10 protein-coding genes are annotated in these 11,912 nt (G+C 69.6%); 1 reads left to right on the forward strand and 9 read right to left on the reverse strand.

The window, feature by feature from the left end:
* Positions 1-10 precede the first annotated feature (10 nt).
* The 9 genes from I1A62_RS17300 to I1A62_RS17340 all read right to left on the reverse strand — a co-directional run bounded on the left by I1A62_RS17300 (position 11) and on the right by I1A62_RS17340 (position 10,962).
* Entirely contained in the window at positions 11-1,381 is a 1,371-nt protein-coding gene (locus I1A62_RS17300) for an MFS transporter (RefSeq protein WP_219459253.1), read from the reverse strand.
* A gap of 191 nt (positions 1,382-1,572) precedes the next feature.
* On the reverse strand, positions 1,573-3,999 hold the full coding sequence (locus I1A62_RS17305) for a CaiB/BaiF CoA-transferase family protein (RefSeq protein WP_219459254.1): 2,427 nt from the start codon (positions 3,997-3,999) through the stop codon (positions 1,573-1,575).
* A gap of 49 nt (positions 4,000-4,048) precedes the next feature.
* Positions 4,049-5,500, reverse strand: a complete 1,452-nt coding sequence (locus I1A62_RS17310; protein WP_219459255.1) for an aldehyde dehydrogenase — start codon at positions 5,498-5,500, stop codon at positions 4,049-4,051.
* 27 nt (positions 5,501-5,527) lie between these two features.
* Complete coding sequence (locus I1A62_RS17315) at positions 5,528-6,712, reverse strand: transporter (protein WP_206009993.1); 1,185 nt, start codon at positions 6,710-6,712, stop codon at positions 5,528-5,530.
* Positions 6,709-7,140, reverse strand: a complete 432-nt coding sequence (locus I1A62_RS17320) for a Zn-ribbon domain-containing OB-fold protein (protein WP_124395559.1) — start codon at positions 7,138-7,140, stop codon at positions 6,709-6,711. Before I1A62_RS17320 ends, I1A62_RS17315 begins: the two co-directional genes overlap by 4 nt.
* On the reverse strand, positions 7,137-7,454 hold the full coding sequence (locus I1A62_RS17325) for a hypothetical protein (RefSeq protein WP_219459256.1): 318 nt from the start codon (positions 7,452-7,454) through the stop codon (positions 7,137-7,139). The genes I1A62_RS17320 and I1A62_RS17325 overlap by 4 nt, the downstream gene beginning before the upstream one ends.
* A gap of 86 nt (positions 7,455-7,540) precedes the next feature.
* Positions 7,541-9,028 (reverse strand): acetyl-CoA acetyltransferase, encoded by a 1,488-nt coding sequence (locus I1A62_RS17330; RefSeq protein ID WP_219459257.1) that lies wholly within the window; start codon positions 9,026-9,028, stop codon positions 7,541-7,543.
* Positions 9,025-10,062 carry an LLM class F420-dependent oxidoreductase gene (locus tag I1A62_RS17335; RefSeq protein ID WP_219459258.1) on the reverse strand — a complete coding sequence of 346 codons (1,038 nt, stop codon included), beginning with the start codon at positions 10,060-10,062 and terminating at the stop codon, positions 9,025-9,027. The genes I1A62_RS17330 and I1A62_RS17335 overlap by 4 nt, the downstream gene beginning before the upstream one ends.
* 90 nt (positions 10,063-10,152) lie before the next feature.
* On the reverse strand, positions 10,153-10,962 hold the full coding sequence (locus I1A62_RS17340; RefSeq protein ID WP_124395555.1) for an enoyl-CoA hydratase/isomerase family protein: 810 nt from the start codon (positions 10,960-10,962) through the stop codon (positions 10,153-10,155).
* A 133-nt stretch (positions 10,963-11,095) separates the two neighbouring features.
* Here I1A62_RS17340 and I1A62_RS17345 point away from each other — a divergent pair, with 133 nt between their 5' ends.
* Positions 11,096-11,896 carry a glucose 1-dehydrogenase gene (locus tag I1A62_RS17345; RefSeq protein ID WP_124395554.1) on the forward strand — a complete coding sequence of 267 codons (801 nt, stop codon included), beginning with the start codon at positions 11,096-11,098 and terminating at the stop codon, positions 11,894-11,896.
* Positions 11,897-11,912: the final 16 nt, after the last annotated feature.

The following is an 11,912-nucleotide window of genomic DNA, read 5'->3' on the forward strand; positions in this document are numbered from 1 at the left end:
ACGACCTCCGCTAGACCGCGACCTCGGACGACGCGGCCCGCTCCGCACCGTCCCGCGCGCGCTGGGTTCGCGACACCGAGACCCATGCGGCGGCGACGCCCGCCACCGAGATCGCCACCAGCAGGATGCTCAGTGCCGCGGTGCTGCCGCCGTCGTTGAACGCGAGTTGCACCGCGAGGACCGGCACGAGCGCGGCACCGAGCGCGTTCCCGAGTTCACGGCCCAACCCCAGACCGCTGAAGGCGTGCCGGGTCTCGAACAGTTCGGTGACGTACGCCCCCATCGGCCCGAAGATCGCCGCGACACCGACCCCGTTCCCCAGCACCAGGACCAACCAGAACGCGGCGGTACCGCCGCCGTGCCCGACGAGCCAGAACGCAGGGAAGGCGAGCAGCGCGGAGAACACGAAGCCGGAGATGATGACCGGTCGTCGGCCCACCCGGTCCGACAGCATCCCGAACAGGGGAATGAAGGCCGCACAACTCAATTGCGCGAGCACCAGTCCGATCAGGATGTCGGTCTGCCCCATGCCCAGTTGGTTGCGGCCGTAGGTCAGCATGAAGACGAGATAGAAATAGCCGAGACCGGCCTGCCCGAACACCATCACGAGAACGGACAGGATCGCGCGTGGTTGACGGCGGATGACGTCGAGAACCGGGGACGTGGTCTTGTCGTTCGATTCCTCGATGTGGCGGAACGCCGGAGTCTCGGGCAACCGGGCCCGCAGCGACAGGCCGTACAGGAGAATCAGTCCGCTGAGCAGGAACGGCAGGCGCCACCCCCAGGACATGAAGGCTTCCTCGGGAAGCGCGGCCGAGACGATCAGCAGGGCGCTGGTGCCGAGAACGCCGCCGATGGACGCTCCCGCCCCGGGCAAGGATCCGAGAAGTCCCCGTCGGCGCTGCGGCGCGAACTCCACCGCGACCAGGGTCGCGCCGCCGTATTCGGCGCTGGCGCCGATTCCCTGGAGGATCCGGAGGAGGACGAGGAGGGCCGGGGCCAGCCAGCCGATCTGCGAGTAGCCGGGCAGCAGACCCACGAGCATCGTCGCGGCCCCCATCATCACGAGGGTGAAGACGAGGATCTTCTTCCGTCCGATCCGGTCGCCGAGGCTGCCGAGGACGACACCGCCGATCGGCCGCACGAGGAAGCCGACTGCGAACGTCCCGACCGCTTGCAGCGTGGCCAGGAACGGGCTCGCACCGGAGAAGAACACGCTCCCGAACACCACCGACGCGGCGGAGGCGTAGAGGCTGAAATCGTAGTATTCGAGCAGAGTTCCGACGAAGGCGGCGCGGCTGGCTCGTTTCGAGTCGCCGGCGGACCCGGAACCGGAGACCGTCGTGGCGCCGTCTGCGGCGGTTGATGAGCTGGTCGTCATGCACACACTCCGTGTCGTGCGGTCTCGAAGAGTTCGAGAATGATTGTGACGGGTGCCACGTTAACCAACAACCATTAGTTTTGTCTACGCTTTACCCTCGGGTCTTCCGACCTCCCCGGAACACCCGTGACATGGACGCGATTCGACAGCGGCCCAGGGGAACCCGGGCCGCTGTCGAATCAACTCGTGCGTTACCTCGCGGCGGAGGCGGCCACCCCGATCGGCGACGGATCCGTGGCGGGCGGTTGCAGGATCCCCTCGGCCACGAGGCGATCCACTTCTGCGGTCGTCATGTTCAGCAGGTCCGCGCAGATCTCCCGGCTGTGCTGCCCGGCAATCGGGGCCTGGCGCAGCGGCGGATCGGCTATGGCCGAGAAGCGCGCGACGCGGGCTGCCGTGGGCAACGCCTTCGGGAGCAACGCGTGATGGGTTTCCGTGTAGGCGTCGCGGGCCGCCAGGTGTGGATCGGTGAGCAGTTCGGGAAGTCGCAGCATCATCCCGGCGGGCACTCCCGCCGCCTGCAACTGCGCGACCGCCGCTGCGGGAGAACGCGTCTGCAACCACTCGCCCAGCACGGCGTCGACGTCCACCCGGTTGCGGATCCGCTCGGACCGGGTACGGAACGCTGGGACGTCCGCCAGCTCGGGCGTGCCGATCGCGGTGCACAGGCGCACCCAGTCGTCGTCGTCCCGGACCGACACGACGCACCACTCGTCGTCACCGGCGCAGGCGAACACCCCGGCAGGCGCGGCGAATGGATCGGAGTTGCCGGGCGCGGAGACGGTGCCCGGTCGGAGCGATTCGGTGACGAGTTGAGCACCGAGTTGGACGAGCGCGGTGTCCGCCTGCGCCACCTCCAGCGCCGCGCCCCTTCCGGTGCGGGTCCGCTGGATCAGCGCGGCGAGTACCGCGATCGCCGTGACGTGCGCGGCGATGTGATCGGGATAGACGGTCGAGCCGTCACAGAGCAGGTCTTCGTTCCCGGGGTACCGCCACAGGGCGGACACACCGCACGCGGCACGCACCAGCGGGCCGTAGCCGAGTCGGTTGTTCCACGGCCCGGTACTGCCGAACGCGCTGCTCTCGGACACGATGATGCCAGGGTTGAGTGCGGCGAGTTCGTCGTACGACAGGCCCATCGACGCGAGCGTTCCGGGTTTGAAATTGGCCAGGACCACGTCGGCCTCGGCGACGAGTCGGCGGAACAACTCCCCGCCCTCGGGGCTGCGCAGGTCCAGACCGAGGCTGCGCTTGTTGCGGTGCCCCCAGGCGACGGACGCGGCGAGCGCCGCACCCCGCTTCGACTGGCGGAGACCGTCGGGGAACTTCGCATTCTCGACCTTGACGACGTCGGCGCCGTAGTCGGCGAACTGGCGGCTGAGTTCGGCGCCGAAGACGATCACGCCCAGGTCGAGAACGCGGAGGCCGTCGAGGGGGCGGGCGCCCCGTCGCCGCGTCTCGGACGCCCCGCCCGCCGGGGTCTCCCGCGTGGCCTGGGCCTGGGCGTCGTGCTCCCCGACCTCGGGCGCCGGGGTCCTGATTCCGACGCGTGCGCCGTCGATCGACACGTATCCCGTCGGAACCCGGGCGTGCACCCCGGTGGCGATCTCCATGTCCGCGAGGGCACCGGCCACGTCGAAGTGCTCGGTGGTCAGTACTTCCCCGAGCGAGAGGACGCCGCCGACCGGCACTCCCCTGGTCGCACCCTCGGCGACGAGTTGGTCGCGGGTGCGGGTCGCGAACAGCGCCTCGATGAGGGGGTGCAGGGTGTCGGCGGCGGCGAACCGGGCCGGAATGGTGTCGTACTTCGGGTCGGCGAATTCCTCCGGCTCGCCGAGCCATTCGAACATTCCCCGCCACTGCCGTTTGGCCAGCAGGCAGATCCGCACGTAGCCGTCGGCGCAGGGGAACACCGGATAGAAGTTCGAGGCGTCCGGCCGGTTCCGGGGGAAGTCGTCGGAGCGCCCCGCGGCCGCGGAACCCTGCGTCCCGAAACCGGGATCGAAGCCGTGCACGAGCGCCTCGAAGGCGGACAGGTCCACGACCTGGCCGCGCCCGGTGTGGATGCGGTCGTAGTAGGCGAGCAGCGCCGACCAGGCGGCGTGCATCCCCACCGTCTCCTCCACCAGGCCGGCGGGAGGAAGGAGGGGTTCGGCTCCGGGAGCGCCCGAGCGGGACAGCACACCGCTCAGTGCGTACAGCACCTGTTCCGTGGCCGCCCAGTCCCGGTAGGGCCCGGTCTGCCCGAACGGTGTGACCGATACACACACCAGTGACGGTGCGAGAGCTGAGAGTTCGGTCGCGCCCACTCCGCGCTCGCTCAGCAGGCCCGGCGCGTGCGATTCCACCAGGATGTCGGATTCCGCGGCGAGTTCCCGGAGCCGGTCCCGGCCCGCGGGATCGTCGAGGTCCACGACGATCCCCCGCTTGTTCGCGTTGCGCAGCGCGAACGGGATGCTGACCCCGTCCACCACGGGCTCGGCGCGGCGTGAGCGGGCACCTCCCGGACCTTCCACCTTCGTCACCTGCGCGCCGAGGTCGGCGAGGTACCGGCCACACGACTCACCGAGGCCGTCGGTGAGGTCCAGTACGCGGACACCGGTCAGCGGTAGCGTCATCGCCTGCTCCGTTCGATCAGATCTGGTGGTGAATGAAAAGCGTGTCGAATCAGCGTGTTCCGAAATACACGGACTTCGTCGCGAAATACGGGTTCAGGCCTTCCGGACCGAGTTCGCGTCCGAGACCGGAGGACTTGACTCCCCCGAACGGCGCGTCGAGATCGAGGGCGTAGTGGTTGACGCCGACGGTCCCGCTGTGGATCCGCGAGGCCAGCGCGAGTCCGTGCTCCTCGTCGGCCGTCCAGACCGTGCCGCCCAGCCCGTATTCGGAGTCGTTGGCGATCGCCACGGCCTCGTCCTCGTCCGTGTAGGGGGTGATCGTCAGAACGGGTCCGAAGATCTCCTCCTGGGCGATGCGGGCGGAGTTGTCCACGTCCACGAACACCGTCGGCTCGACGAACCAGCCGAGCGACTGCGAATCCGGTACGCCCCCGCCGGTCGTCGTGCGGTAGCCCGCGCTGCGCCCGTCCTCGATGTAGCCGAGCACGCGCTCGCGCTGGGCGGCGCTGACCAGCGGCCCGATCGCGGTGGCCTTGTCGAGGGGATCCCCGACGACGAGACCCCGGACCGTCTCGGTGACCGCCTCGACGACCTCCTCGTACCGGGCACGGGGGGCGAGGATCCGGGTACTCGCATGGCACGTCTGGCCGTTGTTCACCAGCGACACCTCGGCGAGGTTCGCGGCGAACACGGACAGGTCGGCGTCGGCTGCCACTATTGCAGCCGATTTGCCGCCGAGTTCGAGCGTGACGGGGCGCAGCAGCCTGCCGCACACCTCGCCGATCGCTCGTCCCGCCGCCGTCGACCCGGTGAACGCGACCTTCTCGACCCCCGGGTGCTGCACCAGGTAGGCGCTCGCCTCGCGGCCCGCGGGCACGATGTTCAGGACGCCGGGAGGCAGACCGGCCTCCTCGGCGGCATCCGCGAACGCGAACGCGTCGAGCGCGGTTTCGGGGGCGGCCTTCAGAATCACGGTGCACCCGGCCGCGAGTGCGGGCGCGATCTTCATCGCGGCGAGGGGTTGCGGGTAGTTCCACGGGGTGATCGCGGCGACGACGCCCACCGGCTCACGCCGGACCACCGTGCGGCCGCCGAACGCGCTGGGACGGACGTCCTCGGATGCCGCCTCGCGGACGAGCGCCGCGTAGTAGCGGATCATGGCGGCGGGCCCGAAACCGTTGACCCCGGCGGAGAGTGAGATCGGCATCCCGTTCTCGCGGCTCACCAACGTCGCGGTGTCGCGACCACGCTTCTTCAGCGCGGACGCGAACACGTCGAGAAGGTCTGCGCGAGCGCGGTTGTCGAGCTGTCCCCACGGTCCGCGGTGTGCGTCGCGTGCGGCGGCGACGGCGGCATCGATGTCGGCTGCCGAAGCGAGCGCCGAACGCCCGAGCACCTTCTCCGTGGCAGCCTCGACGACGTCGGCCGCGGCACCCTCCTGCGGGGCGACCCACCGGCCACCGATGAACAGAGCGTCGCGGTCCACGGTCATGTTGTCCATGTCGATCCTTCTCACAGAGTCGGGGTGCTACAGCACGTCTTCGTGGGCGAAGAGCGTCGAACTGACGAGCGGTGCCATCGGGCCGCCGATGAACAGCGACGTCTTGGCGTGCGCCACAGGATTGGTCGACGTGCCCCGGATCTGACGCACCGCTTCGACGGCGAGCCCCATTCCGTTGACGAACGAGTCGGCGATGTTGCCGCCACTGGTGTTCACGGGGAGCTTGCCCACGCCCGCGGTGAGGTTGTCGACCGTGAGGACCTCGCCTGCGGCGGGTCCGGACGGCGCCAGGCCGTGGTCGATGAGCGCGGCGACGGCGGGCCCGCTGAAGTTCTCGTACACCTGGACGACGTCCACGTCGTCAGGGCCCAGACCTGCTGCGGCCCAGAGGCGGTCCGCGACCCCGGGTCGTCCGGCAGCGCCCGCGAAACCCGCTGTGGCGTACTGGTCGTCGTTGTCGATGATCGAGGAGTAGCCGCCCGGTGCGCCCTGGGCTCCCGCGAGAACGTACGCGGGATCGGGTCGCAGCGACTTCGCGCGATCGGCGGAGACCAGCACCAGCGCGACGGCGCCGTCGCTCTCCCGCGAGCAGTCGTACAGGTGGAACGGTTCGGTGATCAGGCGGGACGACTCGTACGTCGCCTCGTCGAGCGGCTTGCCGTAGCCCTGCGCGGTCGGATTGTTCTGGGCGTGCCGGTACGCGGCGAGCACCAGGGCACGCATGGTCTCGCGCGGCACCCCGTCGTGCTCGAGCAGTCGCTGCGTCCGCAGTGCGCACACCTGGGCTGGCGATCCGACGCCGTGCGCGAGGAAGTGCGGGCCGTAGTGGTACTTCGCGTATCCGAGCCGCCCGGTATCCGCCTGTGCCATCGAGCGGTAGACGACGACGCACTCGGCCTGCCCGGCTGCGATCGCGACGGCGGCATTGTTGATCGCGGCTGCGACCGTCCCGCCGCCACCGCCCCACATCATGTTCGACCACCGGACGTCGTCGACGCCCAGTGCGCCGCCGATGACCGCACCGTCGTGCCCGCCGCCCGCATACGACACGAATCCGTCGAGTTCGCGCGGCGAGATGCCGGCGTCCGAGCAGGCGGCGAGGATCGCCTCGAGCGTCATCCTCAGTTCACCCGCCGGGGCCTCGCCGCGGCGGTAGTGCAGTTCGGACACGCCGACGACGGCGGCCGCCCCGCGCATGGTGAGTGCACTCATGCCTGCGCTCCTTCGGTGGATCGACGCCAGCGCAGCAGCGGCCAGGTCGCGCCTTCGTCGTGTTCGATGTGACCGACGACCGGGTCGCCGATGCGGATGGCGTCGGTGTCGTCGCCGGTCAGGATTCCGAGTACCCGGCGGTTTCCGGCCTCGGGAAGTTCCACCAGGACCGTCACGTACGGGACCCGGTCGGCCAGTTCGGTGATGAACGGGTACCAGCTGCGCGACCAGCTGTACACGGTCCCGGTGGGCGTCACGGACTCCCAGTTCGGGTCGAGGGTGTGGCAGGATCCGCAGACCCATTGCGGCCCCCAGATCCAGGTCTTGCAGTTGCCGCAACGCTGGAGTCGCAGCTCACCTCGGGTGAGCCCGTCCCAGTAGGGTTGGTCGAGGCCGTCGGCGGACGGTCCCCACGGTTCTCCCGTCATGCCGGACGGCCTCCTTCGGCGGGGAAGTTCTCGAGCGCCGCGGCCAGCCAGCGGCCGTCGTGACGCTCCCAGATCGATCGCAGGCCGATCGTGCCGCCCGGGGTCGTGTACACCGTCTCGCCGATTCGGCGGTCGCCGTCGGCCCGGACGTCCTTGATCTCGAACCCGTCGACGTCGCCGCGGGGAACAGTGACACCGTCGAACACGGCGGGCAGGTTCGCCTGAACCATGTCGGCGAGTGCGGACTTCATGTCTCCGGACACCACGTATCCGACGTGCCGCTCGTACAGTTCGCGGAAGTCTTCGACAGACATTCGAAACTCCTTTTCTCCGTGAGAACCTCACACCTCGCGGCGGATGCCCTCGATTCCTATACCTTATGTCGTTAGGTAAACCGGAGTCAATCGTCCGCGAACCGGAACGTGCCGTCGGCGGCGACGACCGCTGTGTCCCGCGCGACGTCGACGCCGACCAGACGGGCCAGCGCGCCTGTTTCCGTCGTGGTGGCCAGCGTGCGTTCGCCGGTGCCGGTCCGCACCGCCACGAAGCCGCGCTCCGGGGCGCCGTCGCGACCGTGCACCACCGTCCAGGACTCGATCGAGCCGGACCCCTCATAGCTCGTGAGCGCCGTCGTGGTCGGCAGCGCGTCGACGTCGGCCTGAACGTCCTGGCGCCGGAAACCGCTGCGCGGCGGCTCCGTCCGGTAGACGCCGAACGCGTGCTTGGTGAGGTAGCCGCCGTTCGCCGTGATCAGCCCGTACGTTCCCGGCGCCTCGCGCAGCCGGGTCGCCAGGGTGGCGATCGCGTGGGTGCTGTAGTTGTTCCACGGACCGCCCGCGAACGTGAGGCCGCCGGTCAGTGTCAGCGGTCGACCGGGATCGCCGAGGGGCAGCCCCAACTCGGCGGCGGCGACCTGGACGGCCGACGGGAAGCACGAATACACGTCCACGTGCGCCAGGTCGTCCCGCCCGATTCCCGACAGTTCCAGGGCGCGCGCCCCCGCCAGCCGGATGGCGGGTGACCGGTCGAGCGCCTCCCGTTCGGCGATGTCGTACGTGTCGTGGGCCTCGGTGCCCGCGTGCGGAAAGACCCAGTTGTCGCGGGGAATCCCGAGGCGGGTGGCGACGCCGACGGAGCAGAGCAGCAGCGCCGCGCCCTGCTCCACCATGTTGTTCGAATTCATCAGCTTGGTGTACGGCCTGCTGATCCACCGATTGTCCTCGGACGGCGTGACGATCTCGTCGGCCGTGTACTCACGGCCGGTCCACGCGTGCGGGTTCGTCGCCGCCACCTTGCTGAATCCCGACCAGAGTGCGCCGATCGCGCCGCGGTGCTCGTCCTCCGACCGCCCCGACGAGATCCGCAGCGCCTGCTCGAACAGGGGGTACACGTACGCGGGCCGATCGAGCCCGATCCTGGACTGACCGTCGAAGACCATCGGCACCTCGGGGACGAGGACCTCTGCGGGTGCAACCGAGTCGTCCTGCACGGTCCACAACGGGCGAACACCCTGGGACCGCAGCTTCATCCGGGTCCGCCAGGACTCGGCACCACCCACCAGGACTACGTCGGCCCTGCCCGCCGCGATGTCCTCGGCCGCCTGGTTGACCAGAACCTGCGGGCCGCTGCCGCCGCTGCCGGTGTACCCGGTATGCCGAACGGCGGCGCCGATGCGTTCACCGACCAGCGCCCCGGGGTCGCGGTACCGCCACGACAGCATCCCGATCAACCGGACCGAGTCGACGAGTTCGAGCAGACGCGGCGATCCCGCCTCGACGGCGGCGGCGCGGGCCGCCGCGACGATCAGATCGACGGGTTCCACTCCCCCGGTCCGCTCGTTGACCTGTCCGCCGCCGACGAGGATCGGTGTGCGCGGATCGAGCGTCACGACATCACCGCCTCGAGGATGCGTTCCCGGTTCTCCGGCCTCGGCCAGCCGCCGAGGATCAGCGTCGTCAAACAGGTGGGTTTCCAGCGGTTCACGATGTCCTCACAGATCTTGTCGGCAGGCCCGATCAGCGCGACGTCCTCGACCATCTCGGTCGGAACGGCCTGCGCGGCGAGATCGGGCCGCCCACGCAGGTACAACTCCTGGATCTCGGCGCAGGCGTCGGCCCAGCCCATGCGGGCGAAGACGTCGTTGTGGAAATTCGCGCCCTTCGCGCCCATGCCACCGGCGTACAGCGCGACGACGGGTTTGATCTTGGCCGCCGCCTTTTCCACGTCGTCGTTCTCGACCAGCCAGCACACGTTGGCGATCTCGAAATCCGACGGCGACCGGCGGGCCCCGTCCCGGCCGAACCCCTCGGCCAGCGCGGCGCGGTAGAACTCGTCGCTCTTGGGCGAGAACCACAGCGGCGTCCAGCCGTCCGCGATCTCCGCGGCGAGCGCGACGTTTTTCAGCCCCTCCGCCCCGAGGTAGACCGGAATCTCCTCGCGCAGTGGGTGAACGATCGACTTCAACGGCTTTCCGAGGCCGCTGCCACCGTCCAGCGGGAGCTGATAGTGCTTGCCTTCGTAGGTCACCGGCTTCTCCCGGGCCCACACCGCACGCATGATCTCGACGTACTCACGGGTCCGCTCGAGCGGCCGGGGATACGGTTGCCCGTACCAGCCCTCGACCACCTGCGGTCCCGACGCGCCGATGCCGACGATCACCCGGCCCCCGCTGAGGTGGTCGACCGTCTGCGCCGCCATCGCCAGGGCGGTCGGCGTCCGGGCCGACATCTGGCAGACCGCGGTTCCCAGTTTGATCGTGGACGTGCGCGATCCCCACCAGGCGAGGGGGGTCAGCGCGTCCGATCCGTAGGTCTCCGCCGTCCAGAAGCTGTCCACGCCGAGCGCTTCGGCTTCGGCGAGCATCCGGTCGACGTTGCGCGGCGGCCCGGAACCCCAATATCCGGCGGCGATACCGACTTTCACTGATCTTCCTCGCTTACTGCCCCGGAGGGCCGGTGGTGCTGCTGCAGTGCGGTGGTCACGGCCCGGCCGTGGCGTCGGTCCGGCCCTGCATCAGTGATTCAGATACTCGGGCGGGCGCTTCTCGAGGAAGGACTTCACCGCCTCGCGGTGGTCCTTGGTCATGGCCGCCAGGATCTGGGTGCGGTTCTCGAGGTCGATCGCCGCCCGGAGACTCGGCGCCTCCAGGTTCGACCACATCACCTCTTTGGTCATCCACACCCCGAACGGAGTGTTCTGCGCGATCTCCTCGGCGGTGCCCAGCGCCGCGCCGAGCAGGGCGTCGCCGGATTCGACGGACGAGGCGATTCCGATTCGTTCCGCCTCCCTGGCGTCGATCGTCCGGCCGGTGAGCAGGATCTGCGCCGCGCGCGAGAACCCGATCATGCGGGGCAGCAGCCAACTGACTCCGATGTCGCAGTTGGAGAGGCCGCGTTTGATGAACGACGCGTGCAGCGCGGCCGAGTCGGCGATGATGCGGATGTCGGCCATCAGCGCCAGCGCCATACCACCGCCTGCCGCGGCGCCGTTGATCGCGGCGATGATCGGCGGGCGCGCGCCCCGGAACGCCTCGACCAGGTCGGCGATGTGCTTCTGCACCCGCAACCCGGCCTGGGGGCGGCCCTCGCCGTCCGCGGCACCGTCCGGGGTGCCGTACCCACGCAAGTCCAGGCCCGCGCAGAACGCCTTGCCCGCGCCGGTGAGGACGATCGCCCGGATCGTCGAGTCGTCCCGCACCCGGGCCAGAACCCGGTGCAGTTCGCCGATCATCTCCGCATTCATCGCATTGAGGGCCTCGGGTCGGTTCAGTCGCACGAGCAAGATGCCCGGTCGCGGCTGCTCGGTCAGTATCAGTTCGGACATTCGGGGCCTTCCCCTCGTGTGGTTCCGACGGCCTCCGCTTCGTGTCGGTACCGTCGACATATCAAGCTAATACCTTTAGGTTAATACCTCAAGATCCACAGTTCGGACGGACGGCGCGAAAGGACAGAACACAATGGCGGAACTGCACGGCAAGGTCGCGGTGGTGACCGGTGGTGCGAGCGGGATCGGGGCGGCGACCTGCGCACTTCTCGCGGAGCGGGGTGCGCGGGTGGTGGTCACGGACATCGACGACGAACGCGGCGAGGCGGTCGCGGCCGCCCTCGGCGAGCACGGCGTCTACCTGCACACCGACGTCACCCGCGAGGAGGATGTCGCGGCCGCGGTCCGCGCCGCGACCGAGCGCTTCGGACGCCTCGACGCGATGGTCAACAACGCCGGCCGGGTCGGGGCCTGGACATACGTCGCCGACACCACCGTCGACGAGTGGGACTCCTCGTTCGCCGTCCTGGCGCGCAGCGCCTTCCTCGGCACCAAACACGCCGCCCGGGTGATGCGCGAGCAGGGGTTCGGCACCGTGGTCAACGTGTCGTCCGTCGCGGGCGTGCGCACCGGCTTCGGCCCGCACCCGTACGGCGCCGCGAAGGCCGCCGTGCTGCAGATGACCCGCAGCGCCGCACGCGAACTTGCGGAATTCCACGTCCGGGTCAATGCGGTCACCCCCGGCGGCGTCGCCACCCGCATCGTCGGCCACGGCGCGGGTCTCGACGGAGACGCGCTGGACGCCAGCGTCGACAGCGTGCGGCAGGGTCTGGCGACATTCCAGCCGATCCCCCGCGCCGGCGAGGGCCACGACATCGCCGGCGCCATCGCCTATCTGGTCTCCGACGACGCAACGTTCGTGACCGGGCAGAACATCGTCGTCGACGGGGGCCTGACCCTCGGGAAGGCGTGGCCCGCCACCTACAGGCGCTGACGCGCCCGTGCGCGGT

The sequence above is a fragment of the Rhodococcus sp. USK10 genome (assembly GCF_019378875.1).
GTDB classification, from domain to species: domain Bacteria; phylum Actinomycetota; class Actinomycetes; order Mycobacteriales; family Mycobacteriaceae; genus Rhodococcus_F; species Rhodococcus_F pseudokoreensis.